At 75.3% G+C, this 18877-nt stretch carries 20 protein-coding genes; 13 read left to right on the top strand and 7 right to left on the bottom strand.

What is annotated here, in order from left to right:
- Nucleotides 1-9: 9 nt before the first annotated feature.
- From ABD254_RS00260 to ABD254_RS00250, 3 genes are all read right to left on the bottom strand, one after another.
- Nucleotides 10-1188, bottom strand: coding sequence for an acyl-CoA dehydrogenase family protein (locus tag ABD254_RS00260; protein ID WP_344244465.1), 1179 nt, complete (start codon nt 1186-1188; stop codon nt 10-12).
- A gap of 98 nt (nt 1189-1286) precedes the next feature.
- Complete coding sequence (locus tag ABD254_RS00255; RefSeq protein WP_344244463.1) at nt 1287-2306, bottom strand: hemolysin family protein; 1020 nt, start codon at nt 2304-2306, stop codon at nt 1287-1289.
- A complete protein-coding gene (locus ABD254_RS00250) occupies nt 2303-3676 on the bottom strand; it encodes a hemolysin family protein (RefSeq protein ID WP_344244461.1) in 1374 nt (457 codons plus the stop codon). Before ABD254_RS00250 ends, ABD254_RS00255 begins: the two co-directional genes overlap by 4 nt.
- A 239-nt stretch (nt 3677-3915) precedes the next feature.
- Here ABD254_RS00250 and ABD254_RS21405 point away from each other — a divergent pair, with 239 nt between their 5' ends.
- Nucleotides 3916-5499: an AMP-binding protein gene (locus ABD254_RS21405; protein WP_425553587.1), complete on the top strand. Its 1584-nt coding sequence runs from the start codon at nt 3916-3918 to the stop codon at nt 5497-5499.
- Nucleotides 5500-5601: 102 nt separating this feature from the next.
- Nucleotides 5602-6777, top strand: coding sequence for a D-alanine--D-alanine ligase family protein (locus ABD254_RS00225; RefSeq protein WP_344244459.1), 1176 nt, complete (start codon nt 5602-5604; stop codon nt 6775-6777).
- Nucleotides 6778-6792: 15 nt separating this feature from the next.
- Here the strand turns inward: ABD254_RS00225 and ABD254_RS00220 are convergent, their stop codons facing one another.
- Together ABD254_RS00220 and ABD254_RS00215 are read right to left on the bottom strand one after the other, a co-directional pair.
- Nucleotides 6793-7206, bottom strand: coding sequence for a VOC family protein (locus ABD254_RS00220; RefSeq protein ID WP_344244457.1), 414 nt, complete (start codon nt 7204-7206; stop codon nt 6793-6795).
- Nucleotides 7207-7243: 37 nt separating this feature from the next.
- On the bottom strand, nt 7244-7726 hold the full coding sequence (locus ABD254_RS00215; RefSeq protein WP_344244455.1) for a DUF3515 family protein: 483 nt from the start codon (nt 7724-7726) through the stop codon (nt 7244-7246).
- 52 nt (nt 7727-7778) lie between these two features.
- Between ABD254_RS00215 and ABD254_RS00210 the strand changes: the two genes are divergently transcribed.
- Nucleotides 7779-8819 (top strand): thiamine-phosphate kinase, encoded by a 1041-nt coding sequence (locus ABD254_RS00210; RefSeq protein ID WP_344244453.1) that lies wholly within the window; start codon nt 7779-7781, stop codon nt 8817-8819.
- A gap of 21 nt (nt 8820-8840) precedes the next feature.
- On the opposite strand, the gene ABD254_RS00205 is transcribed toward ABD254_RS00210, so the two are convergent.
- Nucleotides 8841-9380, bottom strand: coding sequence for a GNAT family N-acetyltransferase (locus ABD254_RS00205; RefSeq protein ID WP_344244451.1), 540 nt, complete (start codon nt 9378-9380; stop codon nt 8841-8843).
- Nucleotides 9381-9563: 183 nt separating this feature from the next.
- Complete coding sequence (gene rpmB / locus ABD254_RS00200) at nt 9564-9755, bottom strand: 50S ribosomal protein L28 (RefSeq protein WP_069984843.1); 192 nt, start codon at nt 9753-9755, stop codon at nt 9564-9566.
- A gap of 259 nt (nt 9756-10014) precedes the next feature.
- On the opposite strand from rpmB, the gene ABD254_RS00195 reads away from it, so the two are divergent.
- The 10 genes from ABD254_RS00195 (at nt 10015) to ABD254_RS00150 (ending at nt 18867) form a co-directional block, all read left to right on the top strand.
- Nucleotides 10015-11679 (top strand): DAK2 domain-containing protein, encoded by a 1665-nt coding sequence (locus ABD254_RS00195; RefSeq protein WP_344244448.1) that lies wholly within the window; start codon nt 10015-10017, stop codon nt 11677-11679.
- Nucleotides 11676-13958 carry an ATP-dependent DNA helicase RecG gene (locus ABD254_RS00190; protein ID WP_344244446.1) on the top strand — a complete coding sequence of 761 codons (2283 nt, stop codon included), beginning with the start codon at nt 11676-11678 and terminating at the stop codon, nt 13956-13958. Before ABD254_RS00195 ends, ABD254_RS00190 begins: the two co-directional genes overlap by 4 nt.
- A 15-nt stretch (nt 13959-13973) precedes the next feature.
- Nucleotides 13974-14555, top strand: coding sequence for a 16S rRNA (guanine(966)-N(2))-methyltransferase RsmD (gene rsmD / locus ABD254_RS00185; protein WP_344244444.1), 582 nt, complete (start codon nt 13974-13976; stop codon nt 14553-14555).
- Nucleotides 14556-14638: 83 nt separating this feature from the next.
- Nucleotides 14639-15151: a pantetheine-phosphate adenylyltransferase gene (gene coaD / locus ABD254_RS00180; RefSeq protein WP_344244442.1), complete on the top strand. Its 513-nt coding sequence runs from the start codon at nt 14639-14641 to the stop codon at nt 15149-15151.
- On the top strand, nt 15148-15726 hold the full coding sequence (locus tag ABD254_RS00175; RefSeq protein WP_344244440.1) for an ATP synthase subunit B family protein: 579 nt from the start codon (nt 15148-15150) through the stop codon (nt 15724-15726). The genes coaD and ABD254_RS00175 overlap by 4 nt, the downstream gene beginning before the upstream one ends.
- A 146-nt stretch (nt 15727-15872) precedes the next feature.
- Nucleotides 15873-16424 (top strand): YceD family protein, encoded by a 552-nt coding sequence (locus ABD254_RS00170; protein ID WP_344244438.1) that lies wholly within the window; start codon nt 15873-15875, stop codon nt 16422-16424.
- Nucleotides 16425-16426: 2 nt separating this feature from the next.
- Nucleotides 16427-16621: a 50S ribosomal protein L32 gene (rpmF, locus tag ABD254_RS00165; RefSeq protein ID WP_188522577.1), complete on the top strand. Its 195-nt coding sequence runs from the start codon at nt 16427-16429 to the stop codon at nt 16619-16621.
- A gap of 1 nt (nt 16622) precedes the next feature.
- Nucleotides 16623-17420, top strand: a complete 798-nt coding sequence (rnc, locus tag ABD254_RS00160; RefSeq protein ID WP_344244434.1) for a ribonuclease III — start codon at nt 16623-16625, stop codon at nt 17418-17420.
- Nucleotides 17413-18330 (top strand): bifunctional DNA-formamidopyrimidine glycosylase/DNA-(apurinic or apyrimidinic site) lyase, encoded by a 918-nt coding sequence (gene mutM / locus ABD254_RS00155; RefSeq protein WP_344244432.1) that lies wholly within the window; start codon nt 17413-17415, stop codon nt 18328-18330. Before rnc ends, mutM begins: the two co-directional genes overlap by 8 nt.
- 174 nt (nt 18331-18504) lie before the next feature.
- Complete coding sequence (locus ABD254_RS00150) at nt 18505-18867, top strand: CU044_2847 family protein (protein WP_344244430.1); 363 nt, start codon at nt 18505-18507, stop codon at nt 18865-18867.
- The last annotated feature ends 10 nt before the right edge of the window (nt 18868-18877 follow it).

The following is an 18877-nucleotide window of genomic DNA, read 5'->3' as shown; positions in this document are numbered from 1 at the left end:
GACACGTTGTCAGTCGTCGAGCGGGCCCAGGACCGACTGCGCGACGGTCGAGTGCGCGGACTCGTCGTCGGACGGGTGGAAGATCCCGGCCAGCACGTCGCGGTAGAGGCGGCCGAGCTCGGAGCGGTTGAAGTAGGTGGAACCGCCGGAGCAGCGGATCGCCTCGTCCACGACCTGGCGCGCGGTCTCGGTGACCCGCACCTTGAGCCCCGCCGTCGAGCGGAAGAACCCGGCGCCCTTGTCCACCTGCGCGTCGACCTCCCCGGCCACCATGTCGAGCTGCGGCCACAGGCCGTCCAGGGCGAGCGCCGCCGTGCCGATGCGCCACCGGATGTCCGGGTCCTGGGAGTACGCCTTGCCGGTCTTCATCGAGCTGCGCCGGCCCACGGTCTCGACGGCGAGCGCCAGCGCGCGGTCGGCGATCCCCAGGTAGACCGACGCGAGCAGGATCTCGAACGACGTGAAGATGCCGAGCACGTACGGGTCGAGGCTGGGACCCGGCGCGATCCTCCGCAGCACCCGGTCCGCGGGCGCGTGCGCCCCGTCGAGCACCGTGGTGCACGACTGCGACGCGCGCATGCCGAGCGTGTCCCAGTCGTCCTTGATCTCGAAGCCGCCGCCGTCGCGGGTGACGAACGCGTGCACGACGCGCGGGTCGTCGGGGTCGGTGACGTCGTCGAGGCCCATGACGCCGAGCCGTGTCCAGCCGGGGGAGTTGGACGTGAAGATCTTCGTGCCGTGGAACGCGTACCCGCCCTCGCCGTCCGGCCGGGCCTCGGTGCGCGAGCCGAGCAGCACCAGGTCGTTGCCCGCCTCGGAGTAGCCGAAGCCGAAGACCTCGCCGTGCGCCGTCTCCTCCAGCAGCCAGTCCAGCGAGTCGTCGCCGCGCTCGTGCAGGAAGCGGGCGACGCCGACCCACACGTGGTGCATGTTCACGGCCAGCGCCGTCGCGGGGGCGGCGCCGGCGAGGCGGGCCTGCTCGCGGGCGGCCTCGCGCAGCGTGAGCCCCGCGCCGCCGAGGTGCTGGGGCACCATCGCCTGCAGGTAGCCGGCCGCCTTGAGGTCCGCGAGGTCGTCGGTGAAGAAGGAGTTCTCGCGGTCATAACCGGCCGCGCGCGAGCGGATCGTGGTCAGCAGGTCGTCGGTGAGGATCTGGCGGGGCGCGTCGAACGGCGACGGGGTGGGCATGGGCTCCACGGTAGCGCCGCGAGCTCGAGGTGGAGCGTCCGAGCTCGAGGTCCCCGACCTCGAACTCGGACGCTCACCTCGAACTCGGCGAGCAGGGCTCAGCCGGCGGCCGGCAGCGGCAGCAGCCGGCGCAGCACGTCGGCCAGGGTCACGACGCCGAGCGTCCCGCCCTCGCCGCGCACCAGCGCGAGCTGCTCGCCCGCCGCCCGCAGCTGGGCGAGCGCGGCGTGCACCGTCGTCGACGCGTCGAGCACGAACGGCTCGCGCGCGACGTCCGCCACCGGGGCGTCGTCGTCCAGGAGCAGGGTGTCGCGCACGTGCACGACGCCCTCGATACGGTCGCCGTCGTCGCCGGAGCCGAGCAGGATGCGCAGGTGCCCCGAGGTCACCGACGCGGCACGCACGTCGGCCGCGGTGGCGCTCGCGGGCACGCACGTGGGGCGTGCGCCGGCAGGCACCAGCGCGTCCACGGTGAGCGTCTCGAGCTCCAGGGCGCCGGCGATCGGCGACGAGTACGCCGCGTCGAGCGCCCCGACGTTCGCGGAGTGCTCCACGAGATGGCGCAGCGTGGCCGGGTCGTGCCCGACCTCGACGTGGTCCACCGGCTCGACCCCCACGGCCCGCAGGCAGCGGTTCGCGAGCGCGTTGAGCCAGCGCAGCACCGGACGCGTGAGCCACATGAACCCGCGCATCGGGAGCGCCAGCAGCGTCGCCGAGGTCTCGGGGTGCGCGATGGCCCACGACTTGGGAGCCATCTCGCCCACGACGAGGTGCAGGAACGTCACGAGGACGAGCGCGAGCACGAAGCCCACGACGTCCGCCACCCAGTAGGGCACGCCCCAGCCCTCGAGGACGGGGGTCAGCCAGTGGTGCACCGCCGGCTTCGTCACGGCGCCGAGCGCCAGCGTGCAGGCGGTGATGCCGAGCTGCGACCCGGCGAGCAGCAGGGTCAGCTCGGACGAGCTGCGCAGCGCGGCGCGGGCGGAGCGGCTGGTCGGCGCGGCGTCCTCGAGACGGTGGCGACGGGCGCCCAGCAGGGCGAACTCCACGGCCACGAAGAACGCGCTCAGCGCGATGATGACGACGGTCGCGACGAGGACGACCCAGGTGTGGCTCATCGGTCCCCCTCCTCGGCGGCCGTGTCCTGCTCGACGAGGCGCACGCGCACGAGGTGCGGGACGTGCCGCTCGACGGCGATGACGTCCACGTCCAGCCGGCGCCGGGTGGGCTCGTCGTGGACGAGGTCGGCCGGGTCCGGCGGCAGCTCGACGACGATCGTCTCGCCGGCGCGCGGGAGCGCACCCCGGGCGGCGATGAGCAGCCCGGCCACGGTCTCGTGGTCGCCCCGCGGCAGGTCGTGCCCGATGGCGCGCTCGGCCTCGTCCAGGTGGACGTCGCCGCCCATCACCCAGGCGCCGTCCTCCTCGGCCGTCACCGTGACGGGCAGGGCGGGATCGTGCTCGTCGGTGATCTCTCCGACGAGCTCCTCGGCCAGGTCCTCGAGCGTCAGCACGCCGGCGAGCCCGCCGTACTCGTCCACGACGACGGCGAGCTGGTTGCGGGTGGCGGTCAGCTCGGTCAGCGCGTCGGGGAGCGCCATCACCGTCGGGAGCACGGTGACGGGTCGCATGAGGTCGGTGACCGGCGCGGCGTCGGGCAGGGGAGTGCGCAGCAGGTCGGAGAGCTGGACGACGCCGAGCGCCTGGTCCGCGTCGTCGACCACTGGGTAGCGGGAGTGGCCGCCGACCATGAGCCGGCGCACCTCGCCGACCGTGACGTCCGGGGAGACCGTCCCGACCCGCGAGCGCGGGATCATCGCGTGCTCCACGTCCTGCTGCGGGAAGTCGAGGATGCGGTCGAGCAGCATCGACAGGTCGCCCGGCAGGTCGCCGCTGGTGCGGGAGTCGGCGACGATGTGCTCCAGGTCGCGGGCCGTCGCCGAGTGCTCGACGTCGTGCACCGGCTCGATGCGCAGCACGCGCAGCAGCAGGTTCGACGCCTTGTCGAAGACGGCGATGAGCCAGCCGAAGACGGTGAGGTACGCCGTCGTGGACCCGGCCAGGCGGAGCGCCGTGGGCTCCGGGCGGGAGATCGCGAGGTTCTTCGGGACGAGCTCTCCGAAGAGCATCTGCACCAGGGTCGAGAGCAGCAGGGCGGCGACCGTGCCGACGGCGACGCCGACCCCGGTCGGGACGCCGACGCCGCCGAGCATCGTGCCCAGCGCGTCGCCGACGAGCGGCTCCGCGACGTAGCCGACCAACAGGCCGGTGACGGTGATGCCGAGCTGGGCGCCCGACAGGACGAAGGACGTGCGTCGGGTGACGGCGAGCGCCCGGGTCGCGGTCGCGTCGCCGCCCTCCGCGCGGGCGGCGAGCCGGGAGCGGTCGACCGTCATGTAGGCGAACTCCTGGGCGACGAAGTACGCCGTCGCCGCGGTGATCACGAGGATCACGAGGAGCCCGAGGAGAAGGGTGAGGAACGCGGTCACCGCGGGTGCACCGCCCTGCGCCGCGAGGCCGGTGACGCTGCTCGTCCCGAACGGGGGAGCGTCACCGGGCCGGGACTATGACTGGGGTCGTCGGTCGCGGGCGATTCCTCCGCCGCGGCGACCGGGATCTCGATCGTGTTTTCCACGGACCCATTAACGCACGCCCGGCCGGATCCGTTCCGGGGCTATCCTGCGGCTCTCACGGTCGACGAGGACCGTGCCGGACGAGAGGACCGCCGATGGTCATCCGCAGCCCGCACCCCGACGTCCGGATCCCCGACGTCTCCCTCTACGACTTCCTGTTCGCCTCGCTGCAGGACGCGGACCTCGACCGGGTCGCCGTGATCGACGGTCCGTCCGGCGCCGAGACCACCTACCGGGCGCTGCGCGCCCAGGTCGACGCGATCGCGGGGGCGTTCGCCGGGCGCGGGCTCGCCGTGGGGGACGTGGTGGCGCTGCACAGCCCCAACGTGCCCGCGTTCGTGAGCGTCTTCCACGGGCTGCTGCGCGCCGGCATCACCGTGACCACGATCGATCAACGCGCTGGCGACGGGGTCGGAGGTCGGCAAGCAGCTCGCCGCCTCCGGTGCCCGCACGCTGGTGACGGTGTCGCCGCTTCTCGCGGCCGCCGAGGCGGGCGCGTCGTCGGCGGGCCTCGACGCGGACGACGTCGTCGTGCTCGACGGCGCGGACGGCCATCCTTCGCTCGGCGAGCTCGTCGCGGGCGGCCACCCGGCGCCCGACGTCGCGTTCGACCCCGCGACCCACCTCGCGGTGCTGCCGTACTCGTCGGGCACCACGGGCCTGCCGAAGGGCGTGATGCCACGCACCGCAACCTCGTCGCCAACGTGCTGCAGACCGAGGCGTACATCCCGCTCACCGCGGACGACGTGATCCCCGCCGTGCTGCCGTTCTTCCACATCTACGGCATGACGGTGCTCATGAACGGGGCGGTGTACCAGCGCTCGACGCTCGTCACGCTCCCGCGGTTCGACCTTGCCGAGTACCTGCGCGTCGTCGAGCAGCACCGGGCGACCGTGCTGTTCGTGGCGCCTCCGATCGCCCTCGCGCTGGCCAAGCATCCGGCCGCCGCGGGCCGAGACCTGTCCGGCGTGCGGATGCTGATGTCCGGCGCGGCCCCGTTCGACGAGCAGCTCGCGGGTGCGGTCGCGGGGCGGCTGCCGGGGGCCCGGGTGCTGCAGGGCTACGGCATGTCGGAGATGTCGCCGGTCTCGCACGTGGTGCCGATCGACCGGCCGGACGTCTCGGCAGGGTCGGTGGGCCTGCTCGTGCCCAACATGCTGGCGAAGGTCGTCGACCCGGCGACGGGGGAGGAGATCCCCCTGCCGGACGAGGGCGTCAGCGCGCCGGGCGAGCTGCTGTGCGCCGGGCCGAACGTCATGGTCGGGTACCTGGCGGACGAGCAGTCCACCCGCGACACGCTGGAGCCCGACGGCTTCCTGCACACGGGCGACGTCGTCACCGTGGACGCGGGCGGCGTGTTCCACGTCGTCGACCGGCTCAAGGAGCTCATCAAGCACAAGGGCTACCAGGTCGCCCCCGCCGAGCTGGAGGCCCTGCTGCTGTCGCACCCCGAGATCGCCGACGCCGCCGTCATCGGCGTGCCCGACCCCGAGGCGGGGGAAGTGCCGAAGGCGTTCGTCGTGCGTGCGGGCGGCAGCGCTCTGACGGCCGACGACGTGCAGTCGTTCGTCGCGGAGCGCGTCGCCCCGTACAAGAAGGTGCGGGCGGTGGAGTTCGTCGACGCGGTCCCGAAGTCGGCGGCCGGGAAGATCCTGCGCAAGGAGCTGCGCGCCCGCTGACGCCCGTCGGTCGGGCGCTCGTCGGTCGAGCCTGTCGAGACCCGGAGGTGGTCTCGACAGGCTCGACCGACGAGAGGCGTACCTCCGGTAGGTTGGGCCGCGATGTCCGACGCCGCCGCCACCACCGCCTCCGTCCCCGTCGTCCCCGCCCCGGGAGACGGCGCCCCGCGCAAGACGCGCGTCGCCGTGCTGTTCGGCGGCCGCTCGGGGGAGCACGCCATCTCCGCGTCCACCGCCGCGGGCGTGCTGCGCGCGATCGACCGCGACCGCTACGACGTGGTGCCGGTCGGTATCACGCGCGAGGGCCGTTGGGTGGTCGCCGCCGACGACCCGGAGCGCTGGCAGATCGCGGACGGCCGCCTGCCCGAGGTGACCGCCGACTCCGGCGCCGAGGTGGTGCTCTCGCTGACCCAGGGCGAGCGCACGCTGCGCGTGCTCGAGCAGGGCCAGGTGCCCGGCGTGCTCGGCGAGGTCGACGTCGTCTTCCCGCTGCTGCACGGCCCGTTCGGCGAGGACGGCACCGTGCAGGGGCTGCTGGAGCTCGCGGACGTGCACTACGTCGGCGCCGGCGTCCTCGCGTCCGCCGTGGGCATGGACAAGCACTTCATGAAGCTGGTGCTGGCCGGGCAGGGGCTGGCCGTCGGGCCGTACGCCGTGATCCGGCCCGCCGACTGGGAGCGGGACCGCGAGGCCTGCGTGGCCGCCGTCCGGCCGCTCGGCCTGCCGCTGTTCGTCAAGCCCGCCCGGGCCGGCTCGTCGCTCGGCATCACGCGCGTCGACGACCTCGCCCACCTGCCGGCCGCCGTCGAGGCCGCCCGCGAGCACGACCCCAAGGTGATCGTCGAGGCCGGCATCGACGGGCGCGAGGTCGAGTGCGCCGTGCTGGGCGGGCGCGACGGCGAGAAGCCCCGCGCGTCGTTGCCCGGCGAGATCGTCGTCGACCACGACAGCCACACCTTCTACGACTTCGAGGCCAAGTACCTCGACGAGGCCCACGTCGACCTGCGCTGCCCGGCCGACCTGCCGCAGGCGGTCATCGACGAGGTGCGCGACGTCGCGGTGCGCACGTTCGAGGCCGTCGGCGCCGAGGGGCTGTCCCGCGTGGACGTCTTCGTCACGCCCGACCAGCGGGTGGTCGTGAACGAGATCAACACCATGCCCGGGTTCACGCCGTTCTCCATGTACCCGCGCATGTGGGAGGCGTCCGGGCTGAGCTACGCCGAGCTCGTGGACGAGCTCATCCAGCTCGCGCTGCAGCGCTCCACCGGCCTGCGCTGACCGGCGCCGGTCCGTTCAGGGCACGACGAGCGCGCCCAGCTCTCCCGGCGCGTGCGCGACCTCCCAGAGGAACCCGTCCGGGTCCGTGAAGTACCCCGAGTACCCGCCCCACTCCCGCGCGACGGCGGGCACGACGGTGCCCGCGCCCGCGCGCCGGGCGTCGTCCAGCACCGCGTCGACCTCGGCCGTCGTCGCCACGTTGTGCGCGAGCGTCACCGGCGGGGTGCCGCCGCGCACGACCGGGCCGATCTCCTCGGCGGCGTGCGACTCGTCCCACAGCGACAGCACCACGTGCTGCCCGACGCGGAACATGAGCACCTCGCCCGCGGCCTCCTGGAGGGGATCCCAGCCGAGGCCGCCTACGTAGAAGCGCCGCGTGGCGGCGAGGTCCGCGACGACCAGGGTGACGAGGCTCAGGCGCTGCTCCATGCCATCACGGTGGCACGGGCGTCCGACGTCCGCCGGGTCAGCTGCAGGTCTTCGTGGGCTCGACGTTGCCCACGGCCTGGGCGAGGTCGCCGATGAAGGACGTGGAGTGGCCGGCGGTCACGGCGGGCGGGACCACGACCTCGACGGCGGGCTCGCGCCCGTAGGTGGTGAACCGCCAGGTGCCCTCCTCGGACGCCTCGACGATCCAGTCCACGGCGCCCGCCGGCGACTCGACGCTCTGGCAGTCGGCCGACGGCCCGGGCGGCGTCACGCCGCAGCGCAGCGTCACCGCGGCACCGGGATCGCCCCACGCCGTGGTGGCCTGTGCGTTCGTGTCCCGCTGGGGCAGGTCGCCGGCGAGGGTGGTCGGCAGCGCGAGCATCACCGGGGCGCAGTCGGGGTTCGCGGCGTCCTCGGCGGGGGTGGCGCCGATGGTCGGCGCGCAGGCTGCGAGCGGCACGACGACGAGCGCCGCGAGGACGCCGGTCGCGGCGCGGCGGGGGACGGGGCGGCGGAGCACGCGCCCACGGTACCTGCCGGGACGGGCCGCCCGACCGCCTACAGTCGTCCCCGTGACCGACACCACCGACGCCGGCGACCCTCGCGAGGCCACCGGCGCCCTCGTGCGCGACCTGTCCGAGACGGAGCTCCTCGCGCAGATCTTCCCGCTGCTGCCCCGCGGCCGCGCGACCCTGCTCGGGCCGGGCGACGACGCGGCGGTGGTCGCCGCCCCGGACGGGCGGTTCGTCGTCACGACCGACGTGCTCGTCCAGGACCGGCACTTCCGGCGCCGCTGGTCGTCCGGGTACGACGTCGGCGTGCGGGCGGCCGTGCAGAACCTCGCGGACGTCGCCGCCATGGGCGCCGTCCCGACCGCCCTCGTGGTCTCCCTCGTCGTGCCGGGTGACGTGGAGGTCGCGTGGGTGACGGGCCTGGCCCGCGGGCTGGCCGACGTGTGCGCGCCGGTCGGGGCGACCGTCGTGGGCGGCGACCTGTCCGGCGGCGACGCGCTGGTCGTGGCCGTCGCGGCCCACGGCGACCTGGAGGGCCGGGATCCGGTGACCCGTTCGGGGGCAAGGCCGGGAGACGTCGTCGCGCACGCCGGCGTGCGGGGACGGTCCGCCGCCGGGCTGGCGCTGCTCGATTCCGGCGCGGCGGCCCCGGCGGACGGCGCGCCGGGCGCGGCCGGGCCGCTCGCGCCGTACGTGGCCGGCTACCTGCGGCCGGCCGCGCCGCTGGCCGCCGGGCCCGCGGCGGCGGTCGCGGGCGCGACGGCGATGCTCGACGTCTCGGACGGCCTGCTGCGCGACGCAGGCCGACTGGCGACCGCGAGCGGCGTCGCGCTGGATCTCGAGGTTGCCGCGCTGGCCGCCGACGGGGAGGCGCTCGTCCCCGCGGTGCGCGCGCTGGGCCGGGGCGCCGGCGCCGCGCTCGCCTGGGTGCTGTCCGGGGGCGAGGACCACGGCCTGCTCGCCACGTTCCCGCCCGGCGCGCCGCTGCCGGCGGAGTTCCGGCCGGTGGGCACGGTCCGGGTGGCGGGCGGAGGTCCGGGGGTCACGGTCGACGGCGCGCCGCCGGAGGTGGGCCCCGGCTGGGACCACTTCCGCGGGTAGGCCCGCGGGCGGGTCAGCGGGTCAGGCGCCGAGGTCGCGGCGGAACCTGACCTCGGTGACGGGCGTGTCGGCGATGTCGTCCATGCGCTCGACGCCGTCGCGCTGGAAGCCGTGCCGCCGGTAGAAGTGGTGCGCGCGCTCGTTCTGGGCGAGCACCCAGAGGGTCATGGGGACGCCGTCGGGGACCTCGGCGAGCACGGTCCGCATGAGGTCGCGGGCCACGCCGCGCCCCCAGGCCTCGGGGTCGAGGTAGATAGCGTAGAGCTCGAGGTCGCCGTCATCGGCGTCCTCGTCGCGCGACGGCCCGTAGCTCGCGAAGCCGAGCAGCCGCCCGTCGCCCTCGGCGACGAGCGTGGTTCGGCGCCCGTCGGCGAGGAGCCGTTCCCACTTGGCGGCGCGCTGGGCCGGGTCGACGGACTCGAGGTATGCCGCGGGAAGGATGCTCGCGTACGCGCCCTTCCACGAGATGACATGCACCCGCGCGATGTTCGCCGCGTCCGTCACGCCGGCGGAACGGATCACCACGTCGTTGTCGGTCTGCACCATCACTCCCTCGGCCATGGCCTCAGCGTGCCATGCCCGAGGGCGGTCGGCCAAGGTGTGTTGGTGAATGCTTCACGAATTCTTTGCGGTTCGCCGGGCCCGCGCCGCGGTGGCGCGTCCGGGAACGACGCGACGCCCGCCGGGCGGACCCGACGGGCGTCGTCGACGTGCGGTGGCACCGGTCGGACCGGTGCCGGGGGATCAGGCCTGGCGCGTGACCTTGCCGGCCTTGAGGCACGAGGTGCACACGTTGACACGCTTCGGGGTGCCCGCGACCACGGCACGCACGCGCTGGATGTTCGGGTTCCAGCGGCGCTTCGTGCGGATGTGGGAGTGCGAGATGCTGTGCCCGAAGCCCGGGCCCTTGCCGCAGACGTCGCAGTTGGCAGCCACGGTGTCTCCTGAATCGTCGAGCCCACTCCCGCGCTTGGGCAGCAGGATGTGGGGATGGTGGTCTGGGGGAGCCCAGGACAGCCCGGGCAACTACACGAGGATAGCCGACTTTCGGGGGCCGCCTCAACGTGGGGTCGATCACCGCGGCCCCACCGCTACCGTGGAGCCCGGGCCGGCGCCCCGACGGCGGACGTCCGGCGCTGGACATTCGAACGACACGGCGGGTCCCGCGGGACCGTACCCGCGAGGAGGAGGTGGCGTGGCGCTCGTCGTGCACCCGGCCGAGCTGCTCGAGGCCGACGTCGTGCGCGCGTGGGCGTCGCTCGCCGTCGACGCGCTGGGAGCGGCCCGGGCGACGCTCGACAGCGCCAACGTCTTCCCCGTCCCCGACGGGGACACCGGCACCAACATGTTCCTCACGCTGCGCGAGGGCGCGCACGCGGTGCGCGCCGAGCCCGCAGGGGCGGACGGGGCGCGGCTCCTGCGGCTGCTCGCCCGCGGGACCCTGCTGGGCGCCCGCGGCAACTCCGGCGTCATCCTGAGCGAGTGGCTGCGCGGCCTCGCCGCCGCGGCGACCCGCCGCGAGCCGCTCGAGGTGGCCCTCGACGCCGCGGCGCGGACCGCGCGCCGGGCCGTCGCGCGCCCCGCGCCTGGCACGATCCTCACGGCCGCCGAGGCAGCGGCCGGGGCCGCCCGCGACGAGTCCGCCCGGGGCGGTGCCGAGCGTGACGGCGACCTCGTGCCCGGGGGCCCGGCCGCGTACCGGCAGGGACTGCTCGACGCGGCGCGACGCGGCGCCCGGCACGCCGCGCTCGCCAGCGCCGAGACGCTCGCCCCGCTGCGGGAGGCCGGCGTCCTGGACTCCGGGGCCGGGGGGCTGCTGCTGGTGCTGCACGCCCTGGCGGAGGCCCACCGGGCGGTCGGGACGGCGGGCGGGATGTCGGAGGTGCCGGGCAGCATGGCGCCCGTGACGCTCGACATCGACCTGAGGCCGCCCGCCGGCGGAGTGGTGCCGGCCGGTCCGCACGACGACGAGCTCGAGCTCATGTTCGTGCTCCACCGTCCCGCCGGCGCCGGCGAGTACGCGACGGGGGCCGTCGCGGACGCGCTGCGCCGCGACCTCGGCGCGGTCGGCGGCTCCGTGGTCGTGGTGGGCGGGGCCGACCCGTCCGGGGCGGCCCTGGCGGACGCGGAGCCGGACGCCGACACCCTGTGGCAGGCGCACGTGCACACCGTCGACCTGGACGCCGCGCTCGACGTCGCGCGCCGGTGGGCGGCGCGGGCGACCGTCTCGCACGTGCACGTACGCCACCTCGCGACGCGCGACGCCCCGGGCCCCGGGTGGGGTGTCGTCGCGGCCACCACGGCCCCGGGGCTCGCCGGCGAGCTCGCGCGCACCGGCGCGGTCGTCCTCGTCGGGCTCGACGCACCCGTGACGGCGGAGGATCTCGCCGTCGCGGCGGTCGGTAGCCCGCAGCCCCAGGTGCTGGTGCTGCCGGGCCCGGCGCTCGACGCCGGCCCCGGCGTGGCGGCCGCGCTCGACGCGCACCGTGCCGGGGAGCCGGAGGACGAGCACGTCGTCGTCGTCCTCGACGCGCCGACGGACGCACACCTGGTGGTCGCGCTGGCCGCGCTCGCGGAGGCGGACCAAGCCCCGGGCGGCGCGCCGGAGGCCCTGCGGGCGGCGCTCGACGGGCTGCGTGTGGTGCGGGTCGGCGCGGACCGCGGCGCGGGCGCCCTCGCGGCGCTCCTCGAGGGGTCGGCGGGGGCCGACGTCGTGACCGTGCTGGTCGACGCCGGCGTCGGGGACGTCGCCGTCGACGCGGTGGTCCGCGCCGCGGAGGCGGCGGGGGCCGAGGCGCTCGTCCTGCCCACGGGCCGCCCGGGGGACGAGATCGAGATCGCGACGGAGGTGGACGGATGAGCGCGCAGGAGGGCGCCCCGCGCGGGCGCGAGGACGAGCCCCTGTCGAAGGTGATCGGCACCCGCAGCGCGCCGCCCCTCGCCAAGCTCGGGCTGGAGACGGTCGGTGACCTGCTGCGGCACTATCCGCGCAGGTACGGCGACCCGGGCACCCTCACGGACATGGACCGGCTGGCGCTCGGCGAGCACGTGACCGTGATGGCCCGGGTGTCGCGTGCGACCGTGCGTACGATGCGCGCCCGCAGCGGCGCGATGCTGCAGGCCGTGGTGACGGACGGGCACCACGAGCTCGCCCTGACCTTCTTCGCCAAGCGGCCCGGGGCGCTGCGCCCGCACGAGGACAAGCTTCGGCCTGAGCGCGTCGGGCTGTTCACGGGGGTCGTCAGCGAGTACCGGGGCACGCGCCAGCTCACCCACCCCGACTACGTCATGGTGGGCGTCGACGCGGACGACGCCGAGTCGGCGATGTTCGAGGCGAGCCGCCCCATCCCGATCTACCCCGCGTCGTCCGCGGTGCCGAGCTGGCGCATCCAGCGCGCGGTCCGCACCGTCCTCGACCCGCTGACCGACGACGACGTCACCGACCCCGTGCCGTTCGAGGTGCGCGCGCGGCTCGGGCTGGCGGGCCGGCTCGACACGCTGCGGTCCGTGCACCGGCCCGCCGACCAGCGGGAGTGGCAGCGGGCGCGCGACCGGCTGCGCTTCGAGGAGGCGTTCGTCCTCCAGGCGGCGCTCGCCCAGCGCCGCGTCCGGGCGGCCGCGCAGGACGCGACCGCCCGCCCGCCACGTGCGGCCGGGGAGGCGAGCGTCCTCGCCGACTTCGACGCCGCGCTGCCGTTCACGCTGACCGACGGTCAGCGGTCCGTCGGCGAGGACGTCGCGCGCGAGCTCGCCGAGCCCCGCCCGATGCAGCGGCTGCTGCAGGGCGAGGTCGGCTCGGGCAAGACGGTCGTCGCGCTGCGCGCCATGCTGCAGGTGGTCGACGCCGGGGGGCAGGCCGCGCTCCTCGCCCCCACCGAGGTGCTCGCCGCCCAGCACGCCCGCACGCTGCGCCAGCTCCTCGGGCCCCTCGCGGAGGGCGGGCTGCTCGGCGGGGCCGAGCACGGCACCCGGGTGGCGCTGCTCACCGGCTCGCTGCCGGCGGCGGCGCGCAAGGCGGCGCTGCTGCAGGCCGCGAGCGGGGAGGCGGGCATCGTCGTCGGCACGCACGCCCTGCTGGGCGAGCAGGTGCAGTTCGCGGACCTGGGCCTCGTCGTCGTCGACGAGCAGCACCGGTTCGGCGTCGAGCAGCGCGACGCGCTGCGGGCCAAGGGGCGCACGGCCCCGCACCTGCTCGTCATGACGGCGACCCCGATCCCGCGCACGGTGGCCATGACCGTCTTCGGCGACCTGGAGACGTCGTCCCTCACCCAGGTCCCGGCGGGGCGGGCGGGCGTCACGTCGCACGTCGTGCCCGCGGGCAACCCCCGCTGGCTGGAGCGCACCTGGGCACGCGTGCGCGAGGAGGTGGACTCCGGGCACCGCGTCTACGTCGTGTGCCCGCGCATCCACCCCGACGCCGACCTGGCCGCGGCCGGGCAGTCGCCGAGCAAGGACTTCGACGACGTCCCGGACCTGCTCGAGCTCGTCGACGGCGACGGCACGGGGCAGGCCGGGGAGCGTGCGCCGCTGCGCGCCGTCCTCGAGGTCGCCGACATGCTCCGCGAGACGCCGCAGCTCGCCGGGCTGGAGGTGGGGGTGCTGCACGGCCAGATGGCGCCCGCCGACAAGGAGTCGGCCATGGCCCGCTTCACGACGGGCGAGGTGCAGGTGCTGGTGTCGACGACGGTGATCGAGGTCGGCGTCGACGTGCCCGAGGCCACCGTGATGGTCGTCTTCGACGCGGACCGCTTCGGGCTCTCCCAGCTGCACCAGCTGCGCGGGCGCGTCGGCCGCGGCAGCGCGCCCGGCCTGTGCCTGCTCGTGTCCACCGCCCAGCCCGGCACGCCGGCCGCGGCCCGCGTCGAGGCGCTCGCGGAGACGACCGACGGGTTCCGCCTGGCCACGCTCGACCTCGAGCTGCGGTCCGAGGGCGACGTCCTGGGCGCGGCCCAGTCCGGGCGGTCCAGCTCCTTGCGGTTGCTGCGGGTGGTGCAGGACGCCGACGTCATCTCCCAGGCGCGGCACGAGGCGAGCGCCGTCGTCGAGTCCGACCCCGACCTGGACTTCCAGCCCGAGCTGCAGGCCGCCATCGCCGCGCAGCTCGACGACGAGCAGGAGGAGTTCCTCGAGCGCGCGTGACCTACGCTCGTCGCCATGACGAGGATCGTGGCCGGGACCGTCGGCGGGCGCACCATCGCCGTCCCGCCCCAGGGCACGCGCCCCACGAGCGACCGGGTCCGCGAGGCGATCTTCTCCCGGCTGGAGCACCTCGACGTGCTCGACGGCGCCCGGGTGCTCGACCTGTATGCCGGGTCGGGCGCGCTGGGGCTGGAGGCGGCGAGCCGCGGCGCCGCCGAGGTCGTGCTGGTCGACGTCGCGCGCAAGGCCGCCGACGTCGCGCGCCGCAACGTCGCGGCGCTGGGCCTGCGCGGCAGCGTCAGCGTCGTCGGGGACGCGGCGGAGCGGTACGCCCGGAGCGCACCCGGCCCGTTCGACCTCGTCTTCCTCGACCCGCCGTACGACCTGTCCGACGACGCGCTCGGCGGGGTCCTCGCCGACCTCGCCGCACCGGGGGTGCTCGCCGCCGGCGCGGTCGTCGTCGTGGAGCGGTCGGCCCGCAGCCCGGAGCCGTCATGGCCGGCCGGGCTCGCCGCGTTCGCGCGCAAGGACTACGGCGAGACGGCCGTGCACTACGCCGAGCCCGCCGCCGAGCCCGGCGCCGAGCCCGGCGCGTAGCGCTCGGCGCCGTCGGGCGGCACCCCGCGACGGGCCGGGCCCAAATCCCCGGGCGGGGCCGCCGGGCGGCCTACGGTGGCCGCGTGAGCATCGCCGTCTGCCCCGGGTCCTTCGACCCGATCACGCTCGGCCACCTCGACATCGTCCGGCGCGCCCGCCGGATGTTCGACGTCGTGGTGGTCGGCGTCGCCCGCAACGCCGCCAAGAACGCGTTGCTCGCTCCCGAGGAGCGGATCGCGCTCGCGCGGGGCGCGCTCGAGGCGGACCCTGCCACGGCGGACGTGCGGGTGGCCGAGGTCCCGGGACTGCTCGTGGACTTCTGCCGCGACGTCGGCGCCGTGGCCGTGGTGAAGGGACTGCGCGGCGGCGCGGACTTCGACGCCGAGCTGCCCATGGCGTTGATGAACCGGCACCTGACGGGCCGCTCGACCGGCGTCGAGACGGTGTTCGTGCCGGGCGACCCGCGGTACGCGCACGTCGCGTCGTCGCTGGTCAAGGACGTGGCCCGGTTCGGAGGGCCGATCGACGACCTCGTGCCGCCCGGGGTCGCGGACTCGGTGCACGCGGCACTCGCACGACCAAGGAGCGAACGATGAGCGAGACGACGGCGCCCCAGGGCGCGACGACCGGGGTCGCGGCGGGGGAGAACCCCACCGCGGGCCTGCTGGAGATCCTCGACGACCTGGCGGCGCTAGTGGAGAACGCGAGGTCCAGCCCGCTGTCCACGAACGTCAAGATCGACCGCGACCAGGCGCTGGGGCTGGTCGACGAGCTGCGCGATGCGCTGCCGACCCAGGTGGCCCGCGCCGACGAGGTGCTCGCGGAGGCGCACGACTCCCTCGACTCGGCGCACCGCCGGTCCGAGGAGATCGTGGCCTCGGCGCGCGCCCGGGCGATCGAGCTGGTGCAGGCCGAGCAGGTCGTGGTGCAGGCGCAGTCGCGTGCCGCGGAGATCGTCGCGGAGGCCGAGCGCAAGGCCGCCGCCCTGCGCACCGACGCCGACGAGTACTGCGACCGCCGCCTCGCGGACTTCCAGCAGGATCTCGACGCGCTGGGCGCGCAGGTGCGGGCCGGACGCGAGAAGCTGGCCGGCCGGCTCGAGGGCGATGCCCCCCGCGTGCGCTGGGACTCCGTGCAGGATCCGGGCTGGCCGCGGGCGCAGTCGTCCTGAGAGGCGGGTCACTCCGCGGCGTCGTGCGCGGCGCCCCGGAGATGCCCTAGACTAGGTCGCTGGCCCCGAGTCCGGGCCGCACCCCCTTTTCTTGCGCACCATCAGACCTGGAGCCTGCCATCAGTACCGACAAGCGCTCGCCGCTCGTGCTCGACACGCACGAGCTCTCGCGGCGTCCCGGCACGATGCAGGAGGTCTCGCGCAAGGTCCAGGCCCCCGCGGACCTGGGCACGGCCGTCATCGGCATCCCCGAGGGCGCCGATCTGATGCTGGGGCTGCGGCTCGAGTCGGTCCTGGAGGGCGTGCTCGTGACGGGCGTCGTGCGCGGCACGGCGGTCGGCGAGTGCGTCCGCTGCCTCGACCCGGTGTCGAAGCAGGTGACGGTCCGGGTCCAGGAGCTGTTCGCGTACCCTGAGCGCGTCCAGGCGGCCGAGGAGTCGGGCGACGAGGACGCGGAGGACGAGGCGGTGCTGGTCGACGACCTGGCCGACATCGAGCCCGCCGTTCGGGATTCGCTGGTCACTGCACTACCATTTCAACCGCTGTGCCGTCAGGACTGCCCTGGCCTGTGCTCCGAGTGCGGGGCGCGGCTGGCAGAAGATCCTGACCACCATCACGACGTCGTCGACCCTCGGTGGTCGGCGCTGCAGACCATGCTCGAGGAGTCGAGCGTGTCCGACGACAAGAAAGAGAGCTAGCCGTGGCTGTTCCGAAGCGCAAGATGTCGCGCAGCAACACCCGTGCGCGTCGCTCGCAGTGGAAGACCTCCGCGGCGACCCTCACGACGTGCCCCAGCTGCAAGGGACAGAAGCTGTCCCACGCCGCGTGCCCCACCTGTGGCGCGTACAAGGGCCGCCAGTACGCCGAGGCGCTGCGCACCGAGCACGCGGGCTGACATGCCTGCACCCGGCACCCGGCAGCGACCGGAGCCGACCGCTCTTCTCGAGAAGCTCGGGGTCCACCTGGACCCCGAGCTTCTCGTCCTTGCGCTGACGCACCGGTCGTTCGCGCACGAGGCCGGCGGCATCCCCACCAACGAGCGGCTCGAGTTCCTCGGCGACACCGTCCTGGGGCTCGTCGTGACTGAGGCGTTGTACCGGCGCCACCCCGACCAGCCCGAGGGCGAGCTGGCGAAGATGCGCGCGGCGACGGTGTCGCAGCGCTCGCTCGCCGCCATCGCCCGCCACCTGGACCTCGGCCGGTACGTGCTGCTGGGCAAGGGGGAGCTGCGCACCCGCGGCTTCGACAAGGACTCGATCCTGTCGGACACGGTCGAGTCGCTGATCGGCGCCACGTACCTCTCGCACGGCCTCGAGACCGCTCGGGGGCTCGTGCACCGGCTGGTCGACCCCACGCTCGAGGCCGCCGCCGACCTGGGCGCGGGGCTGGACTGGAAGACCTCCCTGCAGGAGGCGGCGGCCGTGCGCGGCTTCGGCGCTCCCGTGTACGAGGTCTCCTCGGAGGGTCCGGAGCACGCGCGGGTCTTCCACGCCCAGGTGTCCGCGGGCACGGTCCTCGGGCTGGGCACCGGCACGGCGAAGAAGCACGCGGAGCAGGCCGCCGCGGAGCAGGCCTACCGCGCGCTGCAGTCGGTCCCCGTGCCGGGATCCTCGGCGGTCGAGCCTGCCTCGGCGGTCGAGCCTGCCTCGCCGGTCGAGCTTGTCGAGACCCAGGAACCTCCCGCCGGTGCCTGAGCTGCCCGAGGTCGAGACCGTCCGGGACGGCCTCGAGCGCCTCGTGGTGGGTGCGGTCGTGCGGGACGTCGAGGTCTTCCGCGACTACTCGGTGCGCCGGCACGACGGCGGCCCCGCGGGCTTCGCGGACCAGCTGCGCGGCCGCCGCCTCGCCGGCGCCGCCCGCCGCGGCAAGTTCCTCTGGCTGCCGCTCGAGGGCGCGGACGCCGCCCTGCTGGCGCACCTCGGCATGTCGGGCCAGCTGCTGGTGCGCGACCCCGCCGTCGCGGGGGACTGGGCGCACCCCCACCTGCGGGTGCGCCTCCACCTGAGCCACGCGCCGTCGGGAGCCTCGTACCTCGACTTCGTCGACCAGCGGACGTTCGGGCACCTGTCCATCGTCGACCTGGCGCCCACGCCCGACGGCGCGCCCGGCGGCCGGGGCAGCGACCTGCCCGCCGTGCCCGAGCCGGTGGCGCACATCGGCCGCGACCCGCTCGACCCGGCGTTCGACGTCGACGCGGTGGTGGCCGCCGTCCGCCGCCGGCGCACCGGGATCAAGCGGGCGCTGCTGGACCAGACGCTGCTGTCGGGGGTCGGGAACATCTACGCGGACGAGGCGCTGTGGCGCGCGCGACTGCACTTCGCGCGGGCGACGGACCGGCTGCGACCCGTCGAGATCCGCCGCGCGCTCGACGCCGCCGCCGAGGTGATGCGCGAGTCGCTCGCGGCGGGCGGGACGAGCTTCGACGCCCTGTACGTGAACGTCAACGGCGAGTCCGGCTACTTCGCCCGCGGGCTCGCGGTCTACGGCCGCGCGGGCGAACCGTGCCTCCGGTGCGGGACGCCGGTGCGCCGCGACCCGTTCATGAACCGCTCCTCGTACACGTGCCCCGTCTGCCAGCCGCGGCCGCGGGCCGGTCGGTGGTGAGATCCCGGGCGGCGACGTCGCGCCGTCCGGGGCACGCGGCGTCGCCGGGTGAACTTTCGCGCCCGCCGTATCGCGGACGGTCGCGCATGCTCATCCTGGGTGAAGGCTCGGCGACGACTCGCCCCTGACGAGCGGGTGGACCTCGTCACGCCGCGCGCACGAGGGAGTCGCGGGATGCCGCAGATCATCGAGTTCCCGCTCGAGGGCGGTGGGTCCCTGCTGGTGGCCGGTGACGCCGGCAGGACGGACACCGTGACGCGCGGCGGGGCGTCGACGCGGGTCGTCCAGCAGGCGCAGCAGTCGTTCGAGGCGGCCGTGGCGAGCGTCCGGCCCGCCGCCGAGGTGCTGCTGCGGCAGATGCGCGACCTCGGGACGACACCGGAGACGATCCAGGTCGAGTTCGGGGTGCAGCTCACCGCGGCGGCAGGCGCGATCATCGCGGCAGCGGAGGCCCAGGCGAACTTCCGCGTGACGCTGACCTGGCGCGCCGGACAGGGTGCCGGGCAGAGCGCCGGGCAGGGCCCCGGGACGAGCTGACCGGGCCCGC

The organism is Isoptericola hypogeus (assembly GCF_039531145.1).
Lineage (GTDB): Bacteria > Actinomycetota > Actinomycetes > Actinomycetales > Cellulomonadaceae > Isoptericola > Isoptericola hypogeus.
This window is presented reverse-complemented; position numbering and strand designations above follow the sequence as displayed.

Coding starts and splice junctions, on each gene's coding strand:
- ABD254_RS00260 (WP_344244465.1), bottom strand. CDS start 1,188: ATGCCCACCCCGTCGCCGTTCGACGCGCCCCGCCAGATCCTCACCGAC.
- ABD254_RS00225 (WP_344244459.1), top strand. CDS start 5,602: ATGTCCGACGCCGCCGCCACCACCGCCTCCGTCCCCGTCGTCCCCGCC.
- ABD254_RS00175 (WP_344244440.1), top strand. CDS start 15,148: ATGAGCGAGACGACGGCGCCCCAGGGCGCGACGACCGGGGTCGCGGCG.
- ABD254_RS00220 (WP_344244457.1), bottom strand. CDS start 7,206: ATGGAGCAGCGCCTGAGCCTCGTCACCCTGGTCGTCGCGGACCTCGCC.
- ABD254_RS00150 (WP_344244430.1), top strand. CDS start 18,505: ATGCCGCAGATCATCGAGTTCCCGCTCGAGGGCGGTGGGTCCCTGCTG.
- ABD254_RS00190 (WP_344244446.1), top strand. CDS start 11,676: ATGAGCGCGCAGGAGGGCGCCCCGCGCGGGCGCGAGGACGAGCCCCTG.
- rsmD (WP_344244444.1), top strand. CDS start 13,974: ATGACGAGGATCGTGGCCGGGACCGTCGGCGGGCGCACCATCGCCGTC.
- ABD254_RS00255 (WP_344244463.1), bottom strand. CDS start 2,306: ATGAGCCACACCTGGGTCGTCCTCGTCGCGACCGTCGTCATCATCGCG.
- ABD254_RS21405 (WP_425553587.1), top strand. CDS start 3,916: ATGGTCATCCGCAGCCCGCACCCCGACGTCCGGATCCCCGACGTCTCC.
- rnc (WP_344244434.1), top strand. CDS start 16,623: ATGCCTGCACCCGGCACCCGGCAGCGACCGGAGCCGACCGCTCTTCTC.
- ABD254_RS00205 (WP_344244451.1), bottom strand. CDS start 9,380: ATGGCCGAGGGAGTGATGGTGCAGACCGACAACGACGTGGTGATCCGT.